This is a genomic window from Streptomyces sp. XH2, from assembly GCF_049725035.1.
GTDB classification, from domain to species: domain Bacteria; phylum Actinomycetota; class Actinomycetes; order Streptomycetales; family Streptomycetaceae; genus Streptomyces; species Streptomyces roseoverticillatus.
In genome coordinates this window covers 1-21,781 of sequence record NZ_JBMMMZ010000030.1, presented here as the reverse complement: position 1 = coordinate 21,781, position 21,781 = coordinate 1, and the positions used below count along the sequence as shown (strand labels likewise).

Annotated in this window: 19 protein-coding genes; 15 read left to right on the top strand and 4 right to left on the bottom strand. The window is 73.5% G+C overall.

Annotated elements, in window-relative coordinates; all coding sequences use genetic code 11:
- Positions 1–14 precede the first annotated feature (14 nt).
- The 5 genes from ACOTKD_RS37665 to ACOTKD_RS37645 all read left to right on the top strand — a co-directional run bounded on the left by ACOTKD_RS37665 (position 15) and on the right by ACOTKD_RS37645 (position 4,417).
- Positions 15–776 carry an SDR family oxidoreductase gene (locus ACOTKD_RS37665; protein WP_424893520.1) on the top strand — a complete coding sequence of 254 codons (762 nt, stop codon included), beginning with the start codon at positions 15–17 and terminating at the stop codon, positions 774–776.
- 29 nt (positions 777–805) lie between these two features.
- Positions 806–1,393, top strand: a complete 588-nt coding sequence (locus ACOTKD_RS37660; protein ID WP_424893538.1) for a TetR/AcrR family transcriptional regulator — start codon at positions 806–808, stop codon at positions 1,391–1,393.
- 151 nt (positions 1,394–1,544) lie between these two features.
- Positions 1,545–2,162 (top strand): TetR/AcrR family transcriptional regulator, encoded by a 618-nt coding sequence (locus ACOTKD_RS37655; protein WP_424893519.1) that lies wholly within the window; start codon positions 1,545–1,547, stop codon positions 2,160–2,162.
- A gap of 111 nt (positions 2,163–2,273) precedes the next feature.
- Entirely contained in the window at positions 2,274–3,608 is a 1,335-nt protein-coding gene (gene hmgA / locus ACOTKD_RS37650; protein WP_424893518.1) for a homogentisate 1,2-dioxygenase, read from the top strand.
- Positions 3,609–3,625: 17 nt separating this feature from the next.
- A complete protein-coding gene (locus ACOTKD_RS37645; RefSeq protein ID WP_424893517.1) occupies positions 3,626–4,417 on the top strand; it encodes a GntR family transcriptional regulator in 792 nt (263 codons plus the stop codon).
- Here ACOTKD_RS37645 and ACOTKD_RS37640 read toward each other — a convergent pair.
- Positions 4,356–5,138, bottom strand: coding sequence for a TetR/AcrR family transcriptional regulator C-terminal domain-containing protein (locus tag ACOTKD_RS37640; protein WP_424893516.1), 783 nt, complete (start codon positions 5,136–5,138; stop codon positions 4,356–4,358). The two genes, ACOTKD_RS37645 and ACOTKD_RS37640, sit on opposite strands and share 62 nt — an antisense overlap.
- A gap of 63 nt (positions 5,139–5,201) precedes the next feature.
- Between ACOTKD_RS37640 and ACOTKD_RS37635 the strand changes: the two genes are divergently transcribed.
- Complete coding sequence (locus tag ACOTKD_RS37635) at positions 5,202–6,170, top strand: ATP-binding cassette domain-containing protein (protein ID WP_424893515.1); 969 nt, start codon at positions 5,202–5,204, stop codon at positions 6,168–6,170.
- Positions 6,167–6,955 carry an ABC transporter permease gene (locus tag ACOTKD_RS37630; RefSeq protein ID WP_424893514.1) on the top strand — a complete coding sequence of 263 codons (789 nt, stop codon included), beginning with the start codon at positions 6,167–6,169 and terminating at the stop codon, positions 6,953–6,955. Before ACOTKD_RS37635 ends, ACOTKD_RS37630 begins: the two co-directional genes overlap by 4 nt.
- Before the next feature lie 117 nt (positions 6,956–7,072).
- Here the strand turns inward: ACOTKD_RS37630 and ACOTKD_RS37625 are convergent, their stop codons facing one another.
- Positions 7,073–7,336: a hypothetical protein gene (locus ACOTKD_RS37625; protein ID WP_043189731.1), complete on the bottom strand. Its 264-nt coding sequence runs from the start codon at positions 7,334–7,336 to the stop codon at positions 7,073–7,075.
- A 240-nt stretch (positions 7,337–7,576) separates the two neighbouring features.
- Here ACOTKD_RS37625 and ACOTKD_RS37620 point away from each other — a divergent pair, with 240 nt between their 5' ends.
- Positions 7,577–9,265, top strand: coding sequence for a serine/threonine-protein kinase (locus ACOTKD_RS37620; protein WP_424893513.1), 1,689 nt, complete (start codon positions 7,577–7,579; stop codon positions 9,263–9,265).
- Here the strand turns inward: ACOTKD_RS37620 and ACOTKD_RS37615 are convergent.
- Positions 9,254–10,057 carry an SGNH/GDSL hydrolase family protein gene (locus ACOTKD_RS37615; protein ID WP_424893512.1) on the bottom strand — a complete coding sequence of 268 codons (804 nt, stop codon included), beginning with the start codon at positions 10,055–10,057 and terminating at the stop codon, positions 9,254–9,256. The genes ACOTKD_RS37620 and ACOTKD_RS37615 overlap by 12 nt on opposite strands.
- Before the next feature lie 288 nt (positions 10,058–10,345).
- Here ACOTKD_RS37615 and ACOTKD_RS37610 point away from each other — a divergent pair, with 288 nt between their 5' ends.
- From ACOTKD_RS37610 to ACOTKD_RS37585, 6 genes are all read left to right on the top strand, one after another.
- Entirely contained in the window at positions 10,346–10,888 is a 543-nt protein-coding gene (locus tag ACOTKD_RS37610; RefSeq protein ID WP_424893511.1) for a hypothetical protein, read from the top strand.
- A 1-nt stretch (position 10,889) separates the two neighbouring features.
- On the top strand, positions 10,890–11,984 hold the full coding sequence (locus ACOTKD_RS37605; protein WP_424893510.1) for a GNAT family N-acetyltransferase: 1,095 nt from the start codon (positions 10,890–10,892) through the stop codon (positions 11,982–11,984).
- Between the two features lie 410 nt (positions 11,985–12,394).
- The gene (locus tag ACOTKD_RS37600; protein ID WP_106680652.1) at positions 12,395–13,207 is read left to right on the top strand and encodes a glycosyltransferase family 2 protein; all 813 of its coding nucleotides are present in this window, start codon (positions 12,395–12,397) and stop codon (positions 13,205–13,207) included.
- Between the two features lie 77 nt (positions 13,208–13,284).
- A complete protein-coding gene (locus ACOTKD_RS37595; RefSeq protein WP_424893537.1) occupies positions 13,285–14,289 on the top strand; it encodes a glycosyltransferase family 2 protein in 1,005 nt (334 codons plus the stop codon).
- Positions 14,286–15,086 (top strand): polysaccharide deacetylase family protein, encoded by an 801-nt coding sequence (locus ACOTKD_RS37590; RefSeq protein ID WP_424893509.1) that lies wholly within the window; start codon positions 14,286–14,288, stop codon positions 15,084–15,086. The genes ACOTKD_RS37595 and ACOTKD_RS37590 overlap by 4 nt, the downstream gene beginning before the upstream one ends.
- The gene (locus ACOTKD_RS37585; protein ID WP_424893508.1) at positions 15,079–18,831 is read left to right on the top strand and encodes a lipopolysaccharide biosynthesis protein; all 3,753 of its coding nucleotides are present in this window, start codon (positions 15,079–15,081) and stop codon (positions 18,829–18,831) included. The genes ACOTKD_RS37590 and ACOTKD_RS37585 overlap by 8 nt, the downstream gene beginning before the upstream one ends.
- Positions 18,832–18,856: 25 nt before the next feature.
- Here the strand turns inward: ACOTKD_RS37585 and ACOTKD_RS37580 are convergent, their stop codons facing one another.
- Positions 18,857–20,236, bottom strand: a complete 1,380-nt coding sequence (locus tag ACOTKD_RS37580; RefSeq protein ID WP_424893507.1) for a xylan 1,4-beta-xylosidase — start codon at positions 20,234–20,236, stop codon at positions 18,857–18,859.
- Between the two features lie 167 nt (positions 20,237–20,403).
- Between ACOTKD_RS37580 and ACOTKD_RS37575 the strand changes: the two genes are divergently transcribed.
- Complete coding sequence (locus ACOTKD_RS37575) at positions 20,404–21,552, top strand: DUF5925 domain-containing protein (protein ID WP_424893506.1); 1,149 nt, start codon at positions 20,404–20,406, stop codon at positions 21,550–21,552.
- Positions 21,553–21,781: the final 229 nt, after the last annotated feature.

The following is a 21,781-nucleotide window of genomic DNA, read 5'->3' as shown; positions in this document are numbered from 1 at the left end:
GAGGGAGACCGAGCGTGGGCATCGTGCGGGACGCGGGAGTCGTCGTCACCGGAGCGGGAGGCGGCATCGGGGCCGCGCTCGCCCGCCGGTTCGCGGCCGAGGGGGCGCGGGTCGCGGTCAACGACCTCGACGCCGCCAAGGCCGAGGCGGTCGCGGCGGAGATCGGCGCGACGGCCGTGCCCGGCGACGCCTCCGACATCGTGCCGGCCGCCCGCGAGGCGCTCGGCGGCCGCGTCGACGTCTACTGCGCCAACGCCGGGGTCGCCCCCGCCGGCGGCCCGGAGGCCGAGGAGGACCTCTGGGAGACCGCCTGGGACGTCAACGTCATGGCCCACGTGCGCGCGGCGCGCAAGCTGCTGCCCGAGTGGCTCGACCGCGGCAGCGGCCGGTTCGTGTCCACGGTCTCCGCGGCCGGGCTGCTCACGATGCTCGGCTCGGCCCCGTACAGCGTCTCCAAGCACGCGGCCCTGGCCTTCGCCGAGTGGCTCTCGCTCACCTACCGCCACTGCGGCATCGAGGTCCACGCCATCTGCCCGCAGGGCGTGCGGACGGACATGCTGCGCGGCACGGGCCCGGCCGGGGACCTGATCCTCGTGCCCACCGCGATCGAGCCGGCGCAGGTGGCGGACGCGCTCTTCGACGGGATGGCCGCGGGCCGCTTCCTGATCCTGCCGCACCCGGAGGTCGCGGACTACTACGCGGCCCGCGCGACCGACCCCGACCGCTGGCTGCGCGGCATGAACCACCTCCAGCGCAAGCTGGAAGAGGACCTGTGAGCGACGCGCGCGCGGCCGGGGGAAGCGCCGTGAACACCGCGCCGGACGGCGAACCCGTGCCGCAGCGGCTCCTTGCCGCCGCCACCCGGCTCTTCGCCGACCGGGGCTACGACCGCACGTCCGTCCAGGAGATCGTGGAGGCCGCGGGCGTCACGAAGGGCGCCCTCTACCACTACTTCGGCTCGAAGGACGACCTGCTGCACGAGGTCTACGGGCGGGTGCTGCGGCTGCAGCAGGAGCGGCTGGACGCCTTCGCGGGCTCGCGGGCACCCGTCGAGAAGCGGCTGCGCGAGGCCGCGGCCGACGTCGTGGTCACCACCATCGAGAACCTCGACGACACGACGATCTTCTTCCGCTCCATGCACCACCTGGGCCCCGAGAAGCTCGCGCAGGTCCGGGCGGAGCGGCGCCGCTACCACGAGCGCTTCCGGGCCCTGGTCGAGGAGGGCCAGCGCACCGGCGTGTTCTCCGCGGCCACCCCCGCCGATCTGGTGGTCGACTACCACTTCGGCTCGGTCCACCACCTGGGCGCCTGGTACCGGGCGGAGGGCAGGCTGAGCGCGCAGCAGGTGGCCGGTCACCTGGCCGATCTGCTGATGCGGGCGCTGCGGCCGTAGCGGCGCGCGGCCGCCCGTGGCGCCCGGGACCGGTGGCCGGAACCGGTGGCCGGGGCTCCTCCACGGCTTCCTAAGCGCCCGCTCACCCCGGGGTATGGTGTTCGTTCCGCGGGCGCAGGGCCCGGGGCGGGCCGGGAGAGCGGGGCGTGGGATGGGTGCGGAGGGGCAGCGGGGCGGGCAGTGGGCCGACGTCACGCCCGATGCCGCGCGGCGGCTGGTGACCGCCGCCGTCGAGGCCTTCGCCGAGCGCGGCTACCACGCCACCACCACCCGCGACATCGCGGGACGGGCGGGCATGAGCCCCGCCGCGCTCTACATCCACTACAAGACGAAGGAAGAGCTGCTCTACCGCATCAGCATCGTCGGCCACCGGCTCGCCCTCGACATCCTGCGCCGGGCGCGGGACTCCGCGGGCGGTCCGGCCGACCGGCTTTCCGAGGCCGTGCGGTCCTTCGTCCGCTGGCACGCCGAGCACCACACGACGGCGCGCGTCGTGCAGTACGAGCTGGGGGCGCTCGCCGAGGAGCACTACGCGGAGATCGTCGCCCTGCGCCGGGACACCGACGCCGCCGTCCGCGCCATCGTGGAGGACGGCGTGGCGGCGGGCGAGTTCGACACCCCGGACGTCCCGGGGACCACGCTGGCCGTGCTGTCCCTGTGCATCGACGTGGCCCGCTGGTTCAACGCGGAGGGCAAGCGCACGCCGGACGAGGTGGGCGAGCTGTACGCGGACCTGGCGCTGCGCATGGTGGGGTACGCGAAGAAGTAGGGCGCTCGTTCCGCGGGCAGGTCCGGCGCGTTTCCCGGGCTGATCCATTGACGCGCCCCGCCGGGAATCCTACGGTCTCCCATAGGAATCCATCGGCGCTGGGAGCACGCGATGAGCGGTACGGGCAACGAGCAGGCGCGGAAGACCGCCGAGGGGCTCGCCTACTCGGCCGGTTTCGGCAACGAGCACAGCAGCGAGGCCGTTCCGGGGGCGCTGCCCGACGGGCGCAACTCCCCGCAGCGGGCCCCGCTCGGGCTGTACGCGGAGCAGCTGAGCGGCACGGCCTTCACCGAGCCCCGGCACAGCAACCGCCGGTCGTGGCTCTACCGCATCCGGCCCTCCGCCGCGCATCCGCAGTTCACCCGCACCGGCAACGGCCACCTGGCGAGCGCGCCGTTCACCGACGCCGTGCCCGACCCCAACCGGCTGCGCTGGAACCCGCTGCCCGAGCCGGCCGGGGGCACGGACTTCCTCGCCGGCCTGTGGACGCTCGGCGGCAACGGCGACGTCACGCAGCGCACCGGCATGGCCGTCCACCTCTACGCCGCGAACGCCTCCATGACCGACCGGGTGTTCAGCGACGCCGACGGCGAGCTGCTGATCGTGCCCGAGCGCGGCGGGCTGCTGCTGCGCACGGAGTTCGGGCTGCTGCGCGCCGAGCCGGGGCACGTGGCCCTGATCCCGCGCGGGGTGCGCTTCCGCGTCGAGCTCCTCGACGCCACCGCCCGCGGCTACGTCTGCGAGAACTACGGGCAGCCGTTCGTCCTGCCCGAGCTGGGGCCGATCGGGGCGAACGGGCTGGCGAACGCGCGCGACTTCCTCGCCCCGGTCGCCGCCTACGAGGACACCGAAGGCCCCGTCGAGGTGGTCAGCAAGTTCTGCGGGAACCTCTGGACGGCGACGTACGACCACTCGCCGCTGGACGTGGTCGCCTGGCACGGCAACCTCGTCCCGTACGTCTACGACCTGCGCCGCTTCAACGTCATCGGCTCGATCAGCTACGACCACCCGGACCCGTCGATCTTCACGGTGCTCACGTCGCCGTCGGACACCCCGGGGCTGGCGGGCGTCGACTTCGTCGTCTTCGCGCCGCGCTGGCTCGTGGGCGAGGACACCTTCCGGCCGCCGTACTTCCACCGGAACGTGATGAGCGAGTACATGGGCCTGATCGAGGGCGCGTACGACGCGAAGACCGCCGGCGAGGGCGGCTTCGTGCCGGGCGGCGGGTCGCTGCACAACATGATGTCGGCGCACGGGCCCGACCGGGACACCTTCGAGAAGGCGAGCGCGGCCGAACTGAAGCCGCAGAAGGTGGACGACGGGCTGGCCTTCATGTTCGAGACGCGCTGGCCGGTGACGCTCACCGCGCAGGCGACCGCCGCCGACCACCTGCAGACGGGCTACGACGGCGTGTGGCAGGGTCTGCAGCGCCACTTCCGTCGCTGACGCCCGCGGAGCTCCCCGTGACCACCTTCGCCCCCGACTCCCTCGCGCTCAACCGCAAGCTGCCGCTCTGGTACCAGGTGTCGCAGTCGCTGCGGGCCTCGATACTCGGGCGCTGCCCGGACGACCCGCTGCGCCTGCCCACCGAGGACGCCCTCGCCGAGCACTACGGCGTGAGCGTCCTGACCATGCGGCAGGCGCTGAAGGAGCTGGAGGAGGAAGGGCTGATCAGCCGGCACCGGCGACGCGGCACCTTCATCGAGCCGAGCGCACGGCGCGGCTCCCCCGTGCGGCTGCTCGGCTCGGTGGACGCGATCGTGGCGCAGCAGTCCGGCGAGCGGACGACCGTGCTGGACCACGGGCCCGCCCCCGTCCCGGCGGAGCTGGCCGGCCACTTCCCCGGCCTGGCGGAGGCGGTGGTCTTCCGGCGGCTGCGCTGCGACGGGGAGTCGGGCGAGCCGACGAACTGGGCGGAGAACCTGGTCCGCCCCGAGGTCGCCGGCCGCATCGACGTGGCGGACCTGGCCCGCTGGCCGATGACGAAGGTGCTGCGGGACGCCGTGGGCGTCCGGATCAGCCGGATCACGGACACGGTCGAGGCCCGGCTCGCCGACCCGGAGACGGCGCGGCTGCTGCAGGTGCCGCTGCTGAGCCCGATCCTGCACTACACGGGCGTGACGTACGACGAGTCGGGCCGGGTGGTGGACGTGGCCCGGATCCGCTACCGCGGCGACCGGTTCTCCTTCACCGTCACGCTGGAGACGGAGGACGCGCTGGGGACGGAGGAGCGGACGGACCCGGCGGCGGACTGACGCGCGCCGGGTCGAAGCCGTCGAGCAGCCGGCCGAGCGTGCGCGCGAACTGCGCGTCGAGGTCCACGGCGGCGAAGCCCGCGCCGAGGACGGCGGCCAGGCGCGGGTGGTCGCCGCGCGAGAGCTCGCGCGCCAGCAGGGCCATGCGCGCGGCGTGCTCCTGGCCCGGCGGGAAGGGCGAGGTGCGGGCGCGCTCGGCCTCGGAGAGCTCGTTGACCACGTAGGTGGAGACGACGCCGTTGACCATCGAGACGAGCTCCATCTTGGTGCCCCCGGCGGCGTCGAGGGGCTCCAGCACCCACAGGAAGTGCTCCAGGTACCGCAGGGCGTTCGGGCTGAAGCCGTGGGCGGGCGACATCAGCCGCGGCAGCCAGGGATGGCGGTGCATCAGGGCGCGGGTCTGCGCGGCGAGGGCGAGGGTGTCCGCCCGCCAGTCGCCCGACGGCTCCGCGGAGAGGTCGTACTCGGCGCTGACGGCGTCGACCATCAGCTCGTACAGGTCCTCCTTGCGCGGGACGTAGTTGTAGAGCGACATCGTGCCGCAGCCGATCTCGGCCGCCACGCGGCGCATCGAGACGCCGTCGGCCCCCTCCGCGTCCGCGACGCGCACCGCCGCCGCCGCGATCTCCGCGCGGGTGTGCGCGGGCCGCGGGCCGCGGGCCGCACGCTCGGGGCGGGCCCAGATCACCTCGGGGCGGGCCGTCCGGCCGCTGGCTGCCATGGATCATCACCTCGCCACCATCCTAGTTACGTACGGCGTACGTAGTGGGGTAGGGTCACGGCCATGACTACGTACGCTGTACTTAGTGAGGGGCTGGAGAAGCGCTTCGGCGCCGTGCACGCGCTGCGCGGGCTGGACCTCGCCGTGCCCGAGGGCACCGTCTGCGGGCTCCTCGGACGCAACGGGGCGGGCAAGACCACCGCCGTCCGCCTCCTGACCACCCTCATCGCCCCCGACGCGGGAACGGCGCGGGTCGCCGGGCACGACGTGCTCCGCGCCCCCCGGGAGGTGCGCCGCGCGATCGGCGTCACCGGGCAGTCGACATCCGTGGACGCCGACCTGACGGGCCGCGAGAACCTGCGGCTCTTCGCCCGCCTGCACCGGCTCGGCCGCGCCACGGCCCGCGCCCGCGCCGACGTCCTGCTGGACCACTTCGGCCTCGCGGACGCCGCGGACCGCCCGGCCCGCACCTACTCCGGCGGCATGCGCCGCCGCCTCGACCTCGCCGCGAGCGTGCTGACCAAGCCCCGCGTGCTCTTCCTCGACGAGCCGACGACCGGCCTCGACCCGGCGAGCCGCGGCGCCATCTGGGACGCCGTCCGCGAGCTGACCGAGCACGGCACCACCGTGCTGCTCACGACGCAATACCTGGAGGAGGCCGATCAGTTGGCCGACGAGGTCGTGCTCGTCGACGACGGGCGGGCGGCCGTACGGGGCACGCCCGCGCAGCTCAAGGCCCGGCTCGGCGCCCGCACCGAGGTGGTCGTCGCGGAGGAGGCCGCGCTCGCGGGCGCGGCGGCCGTCCTGGCCCGGCTCACGGGCGGCCGGCCGGCCCTCGACCCGGCACGGCGCTCGGCCGCCGCGGTCACCACCGACCCGGACCTGACGCTCCCTCACCTCGTGCGCGAGCTCGACGCGGCGGGCGTCCCCGTCGTCGACGCCGCCCTGCGGCAGCCCACACTGGACGAGGTCTTCCTGCACCTGACCGCCGGCGACGGCACCCGCACCGAGGCCGGGGAGGCCGCCGCATGAACACGCTCGCCCTGTCCGACACCCGGGCCGTGCTCGGCCGCCACCTGCAGCGGATGCGCCGCGTGCCCGGACTGCTCGTCATCACCCTGACCATGCCGGTCACGATGCTGCTGTTCTTCGGCTACGTCTTCGGCAGCGCAGTGGCGCTGGAGGGGGGCGCGAACTACCGGGCGTACCTCGTGCCGGGGCTGTTCGCGGTGACGGCCGTCAACGGCGTGATGACGGCGATGCTGGCCTCCGCGCAGGACCTCCAGCGCGGGGTGATGGACCGCTTCCGCACGCTGCCCATGAGCCGTTTCGCCCTTCCCGCGGGGCAGACGGCGGCCGATGTGGTGCTCGCGGCGCTCGGGCTCGTGCCGCTCGTGCTCTGCGGACTGGCCGTCGGCTGGCGGATCGAGGGCGGTGCGGCCGGCGCCGCGGGCGCCTTCGCCCTGCTGCTGCTCTTCCGGCTGGTCACGGCCTGGCTCGGCCACTACCTGGGCCTGGTGATCGGCAACGAGGAGAGCGCCGGCCAGCTGGCAGGAGCGACCTTCATGCTGCCGCTGCTGTCGAACGCCTACGTGCCGACCGAGGGCATGCCGGGCTGGCTGCGCACGGTGGCCGAGTGGAATCCGATCAGCGCGCTCACGACCGCCTGCCGGGAGCTCTTCGGCAACGGCCACCCCGCCGCGGACGCGTCATGGCCGGTCGCCCACCCCGTCCTGGCGGCGACCGGCTGGGCTGTGCTGCTGCTCGCGGTCTTCGTGCCGCTCACGGTCAGGCGGTACGCACGCGGCACGGCCTGACCACGGCACGCCGGCAACAGGAGCCGGGCATGCCTCGGCGCCGTGCGGCCGCGCCCTGGGGAGAGGGTGGAGGGCCGACGGCGTCGACGGTGGGGCGCTTGCGCTCGGGGCCGGGGTTCAGTCGTGGTTGCCGAACAGGGAGCGGCGCAGCCGTCTCAGCGGCGCGAGGAGGGAGACCTTGGCGGTCCGGCTCTGCTTGGCGCGCGCGTGATCACGTGTCGTCAGCTCGCGCATCAGCAGGGTCGCCCCCTCGACTTCGCGCTGGGGCACGGCAGGCCCGCCCAGCACCGCGAGATGGCGGTCGAGGCGCGCGCTGGACGCGCCGCTGTTGCAGCTGATGGCAGGCACCCGTGGCCTGCCGCGCATTGCTATCTGATCCATTGAGACTCCCCACCCGAACGAGGCACCCGGCTCAGGCAGGGTAACCCTACCGCCCTCTTCCGTCACCCGCGCATCGGCGGGGCGGATTCACCACTCCGTCAAGGGCGTTGACAGGGCTGGCGTGAACCTGCCGTCACTGTGGGCGAGTTAGCGGGTCAAGGATATGCAGAAGAGGGGGCAATCACGCTCCGTTGCGGTAGATTCACCCCGAATCGCTCTCTTGCTGGAGGGGGCCCGTCGATGAGCGGGATGTCCGGGGGCGGTCCGGAGGGGGCAGCGGTGCCGCCGGGCCGGGTGGTGGCGGGCCGGTACCGGCTGCTGGAACAACTGGGCCGGGGCGGCATGGGAGTGGTGTGGCGCGCGCGGGACGAGGTGCTCGACCGCGAGGTGGCCGTCAAGGAGGTGCGGGCCCCGGCGGGCCTGCTCGACCACGAGATCCGGCAGCTGTACGTACGGCTGGAACGCGAGGCCAGGGCCGCCGCGCGGATCGCGCACCCCCATGTCGTCACCGTCTTCGACGTGGCCTCCGACGAGGGCCGGCCCTGGATCGTGATGGAGCTGGTGCGCGGCCTCTCCCTGGCCGACGTCCTGGAGACGGACGGCCCGCTGCCACCGGCGCGCGCGGCGCACATCGGCGCCGGGGTGCTCTCCGCGCTCCGGGGAGCGCACGCGGCGGGCGTGCTGCACCGCGACGTGAAACCGGGCAACGTCCTGCTCGCCAACGACGGGCGTGTCGTGCTCACCGACTTCGGCATCGCGACGGTCGAGGGGAGCTCGGCGCTGACCCGGACCGGGGAGCTGGTCGGCTCCCCCGAGTTCCTCGCCCCCGAGCGGGCGCTCGGGCATCCGCCGGGCCCCGCCTCCGACCTCTGGTCGCTGGGCGTGACGCTGTACGCGGCGGTGGAGGGCGTCTCCCCCTTCCGCCAGGACACCCCGCTCTCCACCATGCGGGCCGTGGTGGACCAGCAGCTCCCGGCGCCCGTCCGGGCGGGGGCGCTCGCGCCCGTCCTGGAAGGGCTGCTGCGCAAGGACCCCGCCCTGCGGCTCGGCGCCGAGGAGGCGGAGGACATGCTGCGGGTGGTGGCGCGGGGCGGCACGGTGCCCGGCGCGGGCGCTCCGCCCGGACCCGAGGCCACGACCGTTGCCGCGCACCCCCCGCCGCACGATCCGGCCGGCAGTCCGGCGGGGCCCGCCGGGGAGCACGGCGGCGGCTTCGGACCGCCGGAAGGGGCAACCCCCGCCGGGCCGGCCGGTGACGGTGCGCGGCGCCGCCGCCCCGCCGTGGTGCTCGCGGTGGCCGCCGTCGTGCTCGCGCTGCTGGCCGGCGGCCTGGTGTGGGCCTTCACCCGGAGCAGCGGCCACAGCGACAGCAGCAGCGGAGCGTCCGCCGCCCCGGACAAGAACGCGGGGGCGGGGCAGGCGGGCAGCTCTTCCGGGACGGCCCCGGGCACCGGTGGTTCCGCCGGCGGCTCCTCGTCCGGGGTGCGGGCCTCCGTCGAGGCGGAGCGCGACGCGTACACGGGCCCCTGCCCGCCGCGGCCCGTGAGCTCGGGCCCCGCGTTCCGGGTGACGTTCACCGTCGATCGCTCCCCCGTCCGTCTCGTCTATCACTGGATCACCGGCAGTGGGCAGGTGGGCACCGACCAGTCCGTCGACGTGACGAACGGCAGGACCGTCGTGCTGCGGCACTTCGAGGCCCCCCGCGACTCGGGCAAGGACTGGATCGGCGTCGAGGTCACGGATCCTCAGAGGGTCACCTCCAACCATGTGTCGTTCACGGTCACCTGCCGGGGCTCCTCGTCCGGCGGGTCGTCGGACAAGCCGTCGTCGCCGGGCCCGGCGTCGCCGTCGCGGCCACCGGGCCCGTCGCCCTCCGCTTCGACGGGCCCGTCCTACGGCTACGGCTACGACCACGGGTCAGGCGGCTGAGGAGAAGACCGGCAGATAGCCTCCGGCCTGGCCCGCCGCGTTCGGGTGGTAGGAGCTGTCGATCGGGAAGGTCACGCTGTTCAGCCAGGGGCTGCCCGAGCAGAGCTCGTGACCGGTGAAGCCGGCGGCGGCGTCCCCGTAGGAGAAGCCGTGGTCGGCGACCCGTTTGGCGATCACGGAATTGAGCAGGTCCGCGGCGCTGTTGATGGCCGTCCGCTTGGTCTCGCTGAGGCCGGTACAGCTGGTGCCGAGTTTGTAGAAGCGCGGATATCCGAGGACGACGACGCGGGCGGCCGGGGCTCTGCCCTTGATGGCGGTATAGACCTTGTCGAGTTCCCCGGGAAGCGTGTTCTGGACATATGTGCGGGCCTGATTGATCCGGTCCAGACATGCGCTGTCACTGCTGAGGACGCAGGTGCTCATGGTGTCGGCGAAACCGGCGTCATTCCCTCCGATGCTGAGGGAGACGAGGCCGGTCGAGCTGTTCAGCGGGCCGAGCTGCTTGCTCAGAACATCACCCGTTCGGGCGCCCGAGCAGGCGGTGAAGGCGAAGCTCGAAGGGGCGTGCGCGGCCGCCCAGAGCGCGGGGTAGGACTTGGAGCTGCGCTTGCAGTCCCCGCTGTTCGTGTAGTAGCTCCCGGCCCCCAGACCGGCCGAGTAGGAGTCACCGAGCGCCACATAGCCGGGAGTTGCGGCCTGGGACGCGGCCTGGGCGGCGCCGGCTCCGGTGAGGGCGAGCGCGGCGGCGAGGGCGAACGCGGAGAGGGAACCCGCGAGGCGGGACAGCTTCATGGAACCTCCTTTACCAGGGTTTCTGCCGTACCCGTGGTAGCAGCAGTCCGCGATTCAAGGAAGTGTCCATGACAAAGGTGTGAGCCAATGAACGCTCAATCACCTACAGCAAGGGACAATCTGACGGTCCGACATATTCGTGCAGTATTCACCTGACCGAAAGCCTCCGGTTCTGTTCCGATGCGGTAACCGGAGGCTGTTTGCACGGCCTTCACATCTTGACGTCGCTCCGCCGATTGCGCGACATTGAAGCCTCGGCATCCGGCGCTTCGGGGGGCAAAGTCGCCAATGCAGAGCTTCACAGATCCCACCGGTCTCACCGGCACACCCGGCACATCCGGCACGTCCATTCCTTCCAGCCCGTCCGGCCCGCCCGGAAGCACCGGTTCTTCCGGCCCGCCCGGCACCGCCGAGCACCCCGGGCCCGCGGCCGCACCCGACCGGCCGGCAGCCGCGGGCGCGTCACCGGCCGGGGACTCCCTTCCCGTGGTGGCGGGGGCCGCCACGGCGATCGCGGGGGTCGGCGCCGTGCTGGCCCTCGCCGACATCGGCTCGCCACTGCGCGCGCCGTTCACGCTCTTCTTCCTGCTCGTCGCGCCGGCCTGCGCCGTGGGGGCGGCGCTGCGCGGCCTCGATCCGCTCAGCAGGTCCGTGGTGGCGGCCGGCGGGGCCGTCGCCGTCGACATGCTGGTCGCACAGACCATGCTCGCGCTCCATGCCTGGACGGTGCGGGGTGGCGTCGCCGTGATCGCGGCCGTCAGCCTCCTCCTGTTCCTGCTGGCACACGTGCGGCGCCACCGGGGCCGCACCGCGAAAAGTCGGGCTTCCTGACGTGAACATCAGCGTGTACCGGCCCGGCGAGCTCACCGCGGCCGACCGGGCGGCCTGGTCCGCCCTGCAGTCCAGGGCCGTGGAGGACGGCTCTCCGCAGCTTGCGAATCCTTTCCTCGCACCCGAGTTCGCCCTCGCGGTCGGCCGGTGCCGGGCCGGGGCGCGGATCGCGGTGGTGCGCGAGGACGGCGAGCCCGTCGGCTTCTTCCCGTACCAGCGTTCCGCCCTCGGGGTGGGCCGGGCGATCGGCCTCGGCGTCTCGGACGCCCAGGGGCTCATCCACCGGCCCGGCTTCCAGTGGGACGCCCGTGAGCTGCTGCACGCCTGCGGGCTGTCGGTGTGGGAGTTCGATCACCTGGTGGAGGGTCAGAAGCCGTTCGAGGCAGGCGCCTCGGGGTCCTACCGGTCGCCCGTGGTCGACGTCGAGCAGGGCTTCGAGCCGTATCTGGCGGTCCTGCGCAAGCAGTCGCCGAAGTTCACCCGCACCACGCTCGCCAAGGAGCGCCGGCTCGGCCGCGACATCGGCGAGGTGCGGTACGTGCACGACGAGCGCGACCCGGAGGCGCTGCGGACGCTGATCTCCTGGAAGTCCGCGCAGTACCGAAGAACGGGGCGCAGCGACCGGTTCGCGCGCCCCTGGATAGCGCGCCTGGTCGAGCAGCTCTTCCACACCAGGACGGAGTCCTTCGCAGGCCTGCTGTCGGTGCTGTACGCCGGGGGGCGGCCGGTCGCGGCCCACTTCGGGCTGCGGTCGCGGCAGGTGCTCGCCTGCTGGTTCCCGTCGTACGACCCGGCGTTCGCCAAGTACTCGCCGGGCCTCGTGCTGCACCTGCGGATGGCGGAGGGGGCGGCCGCGGCGGGGCTGGCCTACCTCGACCTCGGGCGGGGCGAGAAGGAGTACAAGAACTCGCTCAAGACGCGCGAGCTCTGCGTGTCGGAGGGGTGGGTGACGCGCCGGCACCCGGTGGCGCTGGGGCACCGCGCCCGGCGTGCGCCGGTGCGGGCCCTGCGCAACACGGTGCTGTCCCGGCCCGAGCTCTTCGAGCCCGCCGACCGGCTGCTCAAGCGCGTGGGCAGGTTGCGCCAGGGGGACTGACGGCGCACTGCGGCCCACGCGCGCCGTCAGCGGCGCAAAGCGTCAACACAGCACACGAGTTGGGCCCAAAAAACACCCAAAGGAGGAGTCACCGCACCAGCTCTTGCCATACAGTCTCAACCATCAATACCGTCGTACATCCACCCGCATCGGCCCATCATGCAAAGCGGCTCAAGGGGAGGGCAAGCGTCGCGATGGTGCCCGGGGCGGGGCGCGGTGGGGGGTGCCGCGTCCGGCTGATCAGAGTCGCCGAGTCGCGTTAACCGCGCGGCCAGCAACCGTTGCCAGCTCACCCGGCCCATGCGGCGATGGGTGCCGTCAGGGCGGGGTGAGTACCCCCTTTTCGAACCGGATACGCCACCGGACCGCTCGGGGCGGGCGGTCCACCGGACGAGAGGGACATCCGAGTCATGAGTTCTTTCCTGCGCCCGGCGGCTGATCAGGAGGGCCTGGTCGCCGCCCATTACCGCCCGGTGACGACGCACTTCGCCATAGCTCCACCGGTGAGCGTCGTCATCCCCGCCATGAACGAGGCGGAGAACCTCCCGTACGTCTTCAAGACCCTTCCGGAGTGGATCCACGAGGTCGTCCTGGTCGACGGCAACTCCACGGACGACACCATCGAGGTCGCCCGGGAGCTGTGGCCCGACGTGAAGGTGGTCCAGCAGCTCGGCAAGGGCAAGGGCGACGCCCTGATCACGGGCTTCGCCGCCTGCACGGGCGACATCATCGTGATGGTCGACGCGGACGGCTCCGCCGACGGCAGCGAGATCGTGAGCTATGTGTCCGCCCTCGTCGGCGGTGCGGACTTCGCCAAGGGCTCGCGGTTCGCCAACGGCGGCGGCACGGACGACATGACGCCGATCCGCAAGCTCGGCAACCGCGTGCTGTGCTCGATCGTCAACCACAAGTTCGGCGCCCGCTACACCGACCTGTGCTACGGCTACAACGCCTTCTGGAAGCACTGCCTGGACGACATCGCCCTCGACTGCGCCGGCTTCGAGGTCGAGACCCTGATGAACATCAGAGTCGTCAAAGCGGGCCTTCGCGTCCAGGAGATTCCCAGCCATGAGTTCGTCCGCATCCACGGCGCCAGCAATCTGCGGGCCGTGCGGGACGGGCTGCGCGTGCTGAAAGTGATCCTGCAGGAGCGCGGCACCCGGCGCCGCCGTCCGCAGCGGCCGGCCATCGCGCCCGCCGCCAACCGTGGGGAAGTGTCTTGACCACCACTGCTTCCCCGCACGGCTCCCCGGCCGGCGCCGCGGACGGCGCCGGCCCGGCCACCGGACCCGACGTCTCGGTGGTCATCTGCGTCTACACCGAGGACCGCTGGGACGACATCGTCGCCTCGGTGGCCTCGGTCCGCGCGCAGTCCCGGCCGGCTCTGGAGATCCTGGTGGTCGTGGACCACAATCCGGCCCTGCTGCGGCGGCTCGCCAAGCGGTACGGGGACGACGGCTGCGCCGGGGACGGGGTGCGGGTGCTCGCCAACGCGGGCCCCCGCGGCCTGTCCGCCGGCCGCAACACCGGCATCGCGGCCTCGTCCGGCGAGATCATCGCCTTCCTCGACGACGACGCCGTCGCCGAGCGCGACTGGCTGCGGCACTTCGCCGAGGCCTACGCCGACCCCCGGGTGATGGCCGTGGGCGGCCGCACCCAGCCGGTGTGGGAGTCCCGGCGGCGGCCCGCCTGGTTCCCCGAGGAGTTCGACTGGGCCGTCGGCTGCACGTACCGGGGGCTGCCGCCCGGCAAGGTGCGCGTCCGCAACGTCCTCGGGGGCAACGCCTCCTTCCGCCGGTCGGCCTTCGAGCTGGCCGGCGGATTCGCCAGCGGCATCGGCCGCGACGGCGACCGGCTGCCGCTCGGCTGCGAGGAGACGGAGCTGTGCATCCGGCTGACCCGGGCCGTGCCCGGGGCGGTCCTGCTGATCGACGACCGTTCGGTCATCCACCACCGGGTGCCCGCGGCCCGCGAGCGCTTCGGCTATCTGTGGACCCGCTCGTACGCCGAGGGCCTGTCCAAGGCCCTGGTGGCGCGGAGCGTGGGGGCGCAGGAGGGGCTGGCGTCGGAGCGCCGCTACACCACGCGGGTGCTGCCCGCCGGGGTCGCGCGGGGGCTGCGCGACGCCCTGCTGGGCCGGCCCGGCGGTGCGGCGCGGGCCGGGGCGATCGTGGCCGGGGTGACGGCCGCGGCCGGGGGCTACGCGGTCGGCACGCTCCGGGCCCGGCGGCGCGGCGGGCGCTACGCGGTGGCGGCGGCTTCGGAGCCGGCCGGACTCAGACCGGCAGAGGAGGCGGGCGCATGAGCGCGAGCCGGGTCCCGATACTGATGTATCACGCGGTGGCGCACGCTCCCGCGCGCGCCACCTACGGCCTGTCGGTCTCGCCGCACGCGTTCGCGCGGCAGATGCGGCTCCTCGCCGACCGCGGGTTCCACCCGATGACGACCGAGGAGCTCGCGAAGGCGTGGCGGGCCGGCTCCGGGCTGCCCCGGAAGCCGGTGCTGATCACCTTCGACGACGGCTACGAGGGCGTGCACCGGCACGCCCTGCCCACGCTGGTGGAGCACCGTTTCAGCGCCACGCTCTTCGCCTCCACGGGCTGGCTCCGCGGTGCGCACGAGACCGGGGGCGCGCTCGACCTGATGCTGAGCTGGGGGCAGGTGCGGGAGCTCGCGGCGTCGGGGGTGGAGATCGGCGGGCACAGCCACACCCACCCGCAGCTCGACCAACTCCCGGACGACCAGCTGTGGTTCGAGGTGCTGCGGTGCCGCGAGATACTGGCCACGGAGCTGGGGCGGGCGCCGGTCTCCTTCGCCTATCCCTACGGCTACTCCAGCCGGCGGGTGCGGCGCATCGTGCGTGCGGCGGGCTTCGGCATCTCCCTGGCCGTGGGCAACGGCCTGGCCGCCCGCCCCCAGGGCCCGTACGCCCTGGAGCGGGTGACGGTGCGGCGCTCGACGGGGATGGCCGAGTTCGAGCGGCTCGTCGAGGGCCGGGGGGTGGGGCGGATCTTCGCCCGGGACCGGACGCTCACCAAGGGGTACGCCCTCTACCGCAGAACCCGACAGGTCGTCAGGAAGGCAAGCGAAACCCGTGTCTGACACGTCCACCCGAACCGAGGAGCGGGAGACGGAGGGGCCGGCCGGCCGCAGGCTGCGGCTGCCGGGGCGGGGCGGCGGAAGCCCGCTGTTCCGCAACGCCTTCGCGCTGATGCTCAACACGGGCATCAGCGCCGTCCTCGGTCTCGGGTACTGGCTGATCGCCGCCCGGTACTACACGGAGGGGGCGGTCGGTCAGGGCTCGGCGGCCATCGCCGCGATGAAGCTCCTCGCGGGGCTCACCGCGGTGACCCTGACCGGGGGGCTGGCGCGGTTCATCCCGGTCGCCGGGCGGACGACGGGCAGACTCGTCTTCCGTACGTACGCGGGCAGTTCGCTGATCGTCGCACTCGCGGCGGGGATCTTCCTGCTCACCCTGGGGTCGTGGGGGCCCTCGTACCGCTTCCTGCACGGCTCCCTCAACGGCCTGGGCTTCATCGCCGCCGTCATCGCCTGGTCGCTGCTCACCCTGCAGGACGGGGTGCTCACCGGCCTGCGCCGGGCGCTGTGGGTGCCCGTGGGCAACACCGTCTTCTCGGCGGTGAAGCTGGCCCTGCTGGTGGGGCTCGCGGCGACGCTGCCCACCTCCGGCGTGTTCGTGTCGTGGGTGGTCTCGATCGCCGTGTCGGTGCTGCCGCTGGGCTGGCTGGTCTTCCGCCGGCTCGTGCCCCGGCACGTCGCGGCCACGGAGGCGACGGCGCGGCCCGCCTCGTACCGCGAGATGGGCCGTTTCCTCGCCGGGGACTACACGGGCTCGCTGTTCTCCCTGGCCGTGGTCTACCTCGTGCCGGTGATCATCGCCTCGCAGGTCAGCTCCGAGGACAACGCGTACTTCTACATCACCACCACCATCGGCGGCACGGTCAACCTGCTCGCGATCAACATGGGCGCGTCGCTGACCGTGGAGGGCTCGCACGACCCGGCGCGGCTCGCGGAGAACTGCCGGGCGGCGCTGCGCCGGATGGCCACGATCATGGTGCCGGTCTGTCTGCTGCTGTTCTTCCTCGCGCCGTACATCCTGGGCGTCTTCGGCCCCGGGTACGCCCACGCGGCCACGCCGCTGCTGCGCTGGTTCGCGGTGGGGGCGGCGCTGCGCGTGGTGATGGAGGTCTATTTCGCGGTGCTGCGCGCCCAGAGCCGGACGGCCGGGCTGGCCTACCTCCAGGGGCTGCTGTGCGTGCTGGTGCTGGGGCTGACGCTGCTGCTCCTGCCGCGCATGGGGCTCACGGGTGCGGGGGTGGCCGAGATCAGCAGTCTGGCGGTCATCGTGTCCATCTCGGCGGTCAAGCTCCGCCGGATCCTGCGCGGCGCCCGGCCCGCGCCCGCCGCGTACGCCCCCGACGTCGCCCCGGACGGCGATCTGGCCGACCTGGCGGCACGCGGCGACCGGCGGGACGCCCCGCGCACCGAGCCGCTCGGCGTCCGGCGCGGGATGCGGCACGGCCTCACCCGTGGCTTAGGGGGTGAGGGCGAAGAGGGGCCCGGGGAGAGAGACAGCGGCAGCTACGGCACCCGCTGGGCGCTGCGCGCCGCGCTCGACGCGGACACGATGCCGCTGGGCGTGCGGCTGGACTTCGACCACTTGGAGAGGCGCCCTGATCTCCGGCACACCCCGGAGGCAGTCGTCGTGTCCCACTCCGTCTCCCCGGCCGCGTCCGGCCGGTCCGTGACGCCGGCCGCGCGGGAGAAGGCCACCGACCAGGAGCCGGCCGACCGGGAGAAGGCCACCGCTCCCCCGGGGCCGCCGCCGTGGTGGCGCCGCCCGGAGGTGGCGGTCTGGCTGCTGCTGGCGGCGGCCCTCGCGCTGTACTGGGCGCCGCTGGCGGGCGCCGGCGAGGCGATGCTGGACCGGATGGGCGGGCTCGGCCTGATCTCCGTGCTGCCCGTGGCCACGCTGGCCGGGGCGGCCCTGCTGATCGGCGCGTTCGTGGCGGCCCTGTGCCTGGACGGCCAGCGGCGCCTGCTGCTCACGGCCGTCCTGGTGCTGACGGTGGTGTGCCTGCACGCCCTGCCGGCGGTGCTGGAGACGCAGCCGCGCTTCGCGACGGCCTGGCAGCACCTGGGCTTCCTGGACTTCATCGACCGCACGGGGGTGGCGGCCCCGGATCTGGACGCGCGCTGGAGCTGGCCGGGGTTCTTCGCCCTGATGGCGTTCGCCGCGAAGGTCGCCGGCGTGAGCGACCTGACGGAGGTGCTGCGCTGGTGGCCGACGGCGATCCAGCTGCTGTGCCTGGCGCCGCTCGCGCTGCTGCTGCGCGCCGTGCGCGCGGGGTGGCGGGCGAAGTGGACGGCGGCCTGGCTGTTCGTGCTGTGCGGCTGGGTCGGGCAGGACTACTTCTCCCCGCAGGCGCTCAACTACTTCTTCTACCTGCTGTTCGCCGCGGTGCTGCTGGTGTGGTTCCGCTGGCCGCGGCAGCTGCGCGGCACGCTGGTCCCGGGCGAGACGGAGCCGCTGCCGGCCGGCCGGCGGGCGCAGGGCGCGCTGCTGGCGGTGGTGGTCGCGCTGTTCGCGGCGTCGGTGGCCAGCCACCAGCTGACGCCGTTCGTGATGCTGGGCGTGCTGACCGCCCTGGTCGTCACCCGCCGTTCGACGCTGCGCGGCCTGCCGCTGCTGTGCGGCGTGATGCTGGTGGTGTGGGTGGGCTTCCTGGCGGAGCCGTACTGGTCGGGCCACTTCGACGAGCTCTTCGGCGGCCTGGGGTCCCTGGGCGGCAATGTCTCCTCGTCGGTCTCGGGCCGGATCGAGGGCGGCAGCCCGGTCCACAAGCTGGTGCTCTACACGCGGGTGCTGTTCGCGGGCGGGGTGCTGGCCTTCGCCGCGATCGGCTGGTGGCGCCGGCGCCGTGCCGGGATCGGCGACGTGGCGCTGCTGGTGCTGACCGCCGTGCCGTTCCTGGCCTTCGGCATGCAGTCGTACGGCGGCGAGGTGGCCCTGCGGGTGTTCCTGTTCGCGCTGCCGGGCGCGTGCATCCTGGCGGCGCTCGCGCTGTTCCCGCGCGCCGCCGAGGGCCCCGGCCGCCCGCTCGTCGCGCCGCTGGCGGCGCTGCTGGCGGGCCTGGTCCTGGTCTTCGGCTTCCTGGTGGCCCGCTGGGGGAACGAGCCCTTCGAACGGGTGCGGCCCGGCGAGGTCGCCGCGATGGACTTCGTGTACGCGCACGACAAGCCGACCGTACGGCTGCTGTGGATGAGCAGCGACCCGTCGAAGAACGTCACTCCGGCCATGCCGTGGGGCGCCAAGGACATGGAGCGGGTGCAGTACGACGCGATGCTCGCCCCGCGCGATCCGGCCCGCGTGGACGAGCTGGTCACCGCGCTCCGCAAGGCGGGCCCGAACGCGTATCTGATCGTCAACCGCGGCCAGTCGGTGTACCTCCAGCTCGACGCGGGCTATGCGGCCGGCTGGGACGGCCGGGTGCGGCAGGCGCTCGACGGCCGGGCGGAGCTGCGCCGGGTGTTCTGGAACGAGGACGCCGTGCTGTACGAGCTGAAGCAGAAGCCCGCCGGGGAGGCGCCGCAGCCCAGGCCGGGCCCGGCGGGCCCGCGGGTGACGTGGACGCCCGTGTCGGTGGTCGGCGCGCTGGCGGCGGTGGCGCTGCTGGTGCTGCTGACGGCGCGGGAGATGGTGCGGGTGATGGCCCGGCCGGGTGTGCGGCAGCTGCGCTGGCTGCAGGGCTCCTACTGGTTCGCACTGCCGCTGCTGCTGGTCCTGCTGGCGTCGCTGGTCCACCGCTTCGCGACCATGTCGTAGCCGGTGCCGCAGCCGCCGGGCCGGTTCAGCCGGCCCAGCGGATCTCGTTGGGGGCCAGGTCCACCGGCTTGCCGTCGACCTCGACGGTCAGCCGGCGGTCCTGCGTGTTGACCACGAGGACGGTGCTGCCCGCGGCGAGGGCGCTGACGGCGTCGCGGTTCTCCCCCGTGACGTCCGGGGTGCGCAGCTCCGCGCCGGGCGGGAAGGCCTTGCCGAAGCGGGTCAGCAGGTCCAGCATCGGCAGGCCGCCCCCGCCGCCCTTCAGTTCGGTGCTGCGCCACAGGCAGCCGGGGCAGTCGGCGCCGGTCTCCTCGGGGTTCCAGTAGAAGGCCGCGGAGGCGCCCGCCCGGGCGAGGTGCATCATGGCCGTGGCGTGCACGGCGAGGCGGTGCGGCTCGGTCCAGAGCTTGCGGTCGTCGTTGGCGTCGGCGGGCTCCACGTACCACTCGGCCCACCAGACGGGCAGGTTGGTGGTCCTGCGCAGCCAGGTGGTCACGTCGGCGAACTTGGCGGTCGCGGCGAACTCGTCGGGGAAGAGCCTGCTGCCCTCGCGGGTGTAGCTGGCGCCGTCGACCACGAGGAAGTCGGCGCCCTTCTTGTGGGCGTTCCAGTATGTGAGGGCGTCGACCGCCCGCTGGTCGACCAAGCCCCAGGGCCCGCGCAGGGACGAGGCGTTGGAGGAGGAGCCGGGCGGATTGCTGTCCATGCTGACGTACGGGCCGCCGACGACGTTGGCGCTGTTCTGTTTCTTCAGCTCCGCGTAGACGAGGTTGTACAGCTCCGTGTAGCCCTCGTAGTTCCAGCGGCCCTTGCGCTCGTCGTAGAAGCCCTTGAACTCGTTCCAGACGATGAAGTGCCGGATGTCCGGATAGCGCTTGGCGATGACGCCGGCGAGCTTGGCGAAGTCCTGGTAGTGGGCGCGGTCGGGCGCCTTCTCCAGCGACTTCTGCGACCAGTCGGTGCGCTCGCCGCCGCCCTTCATCCAGTCGGGCGCGCAGCACAGGGTGAGCACGGGCGTCGCGTTGGTCTTCCGCATGAAGGCGACGCGCCGGTCGAGGTCGCCGAAGTTGTACGTGCCGGGCCTGGGCTCGGGGTTGTCGACGCCCCAGCCCATGATGTGCTGGTTCTGCGGCATGGGGCCGGCCGAGAGGAGCCCGGCCGTGGTCCGGCGGGCGCTGTCGTCGCCGCGGTCGGCGCTGTACTGGGTGTGGGTGAATCCCCAGCCGAGCTCCACGGCCGCGGAACGGTCGCCGCCGGAGCCGTCGGAGAGGTCACCGCCGGTCTCCCGGCTCGTCGCCCACAGGACGAGCAGCGCGGCCAGCACGAGCGCGCCGGCCGCGACCAGCACGGCGAACCGCCACCGCCCCGCCCGCCGAAACGTCCGAACTGCGCCACGTCGTCCCATCACCGGCAAGCGTATCCGCGGCCAGATCTCCGTGGGTGCGTTCCGGACGAACATGGGCAGGTGTCGTGGTTCCGGTCGCGGACCCGGCGTGAAGAGGCCCGGATTCCTCCGGGAATCGAGCGAAAACCTGTGTGCGCAAGGGGCCGCGGTGCCGGATCATGGGGCGCATGTGTGCCGACCGCCGACCCAGCGCCAGGAGGCAGGCCCTGCCCACCGACCCGGACTTCACGCCGACCGAGAAATCGCTGCCGATCCGGTTGAACGTGGACGACAGCGACTCGCCGTCCGACGTCATCGACGCCCTCTTCCTGGGCCGGTTCGCCACCGGAGAGCAGCCGTACGCGCACAGCCACTCCGTGGACCGCGTCAAGTCCGGGGCCACCCTGCTCCCGCCGGCGGGCCGCGTGGTGCGCTCCGCGCGGGACGACGACCGCAGCGCGACCCTCGCCGAGGGCGACGGCTGGACGCTGCTCGTCTCCCGCTGGAACCGGGGGGCCGACGTGTCGGTCACGGCCACCACCGACGAGCTGGCCAGGAAGGTGCTCGGCCAGGCCGTCGAGGGCGCGGAGGACGAGCCGGAGCCGCAGCCGGAGCACGTGACCATGGGCTTCTGGTACGTCTCGCCGCGGCGCGGCCCGCACCGCACGACGCGGCAGATCTCCGCCGGCACGTGGGAGGAGGTCCGGCCCAACTACACGGCGCGGGTCGCCGACGCCATGGACCGGCTGATGAAGGTCACCCCGGACGACATCGCCGGGCGGCTGCTGCTCCTGCACGGCCCGCCCGGCACCGGCAAGACGTCCGCGCTGCGCACGCTCGCGCGGTCGTGGCGGGACTGGTGCCAGGTGGACTGCGTGCTGGACCCCGAGCGGCTGTTCAACGACGTCGGCTATCTGATGGACATCGCCATCGGCGAGGACGACGGCAGCTCCAAGGGCCGCTGGCGGCTGCTGCTCCTGGAGGACTGCGACGAGCTGATCCGCGGCGAGGCCAAGCACACGGCGGGGCAGGCCCTGTCCCGGCTGCTGAACCTCACGGACGGGCTGCTCGGGCAGGGCCGCAACGTCCTCGTCGGCGTCACCACCAACGAGGACCTGGAGCGGCTGCACCCCGCTGTCGTGCGGCCGGGCCGCTGCCTGGCCCGGATCGAGGTCGGCCCGCTGAACCGCGGGGAGGCGGTGTCCTGGCTGGGCACGGAGGAGGGCGTCGGTCGCGAGGGGGCGACGCTCGCCGAGCTGTTCGCCTTGCGGCGTGGCGGTGGGCCGGCGTCGGTGCCGGCGTCGCGCGACGGGGCGGATGCGGGGTTGTATCTGTGACGCGCCCGGCCTGACGGCGCTGCTCCGGCGCTGCGGCCGGTCCGGCACCGCCGGACCGTCACGTGGTGGCTGAGCGCCGCCGCGGCGGAAGGAACGTGCCCGCCACGGCGTCGCCCTACGGGCCCGGCCGGTCCGGCACCGCCGGCCTGCCTCGTCGTGGCTCAGCGCCGCCGCGGCGGAAGAAAACGCCCGCCGCAGCGGCGAGCAACCACGACGTGCGGGTCCGGCA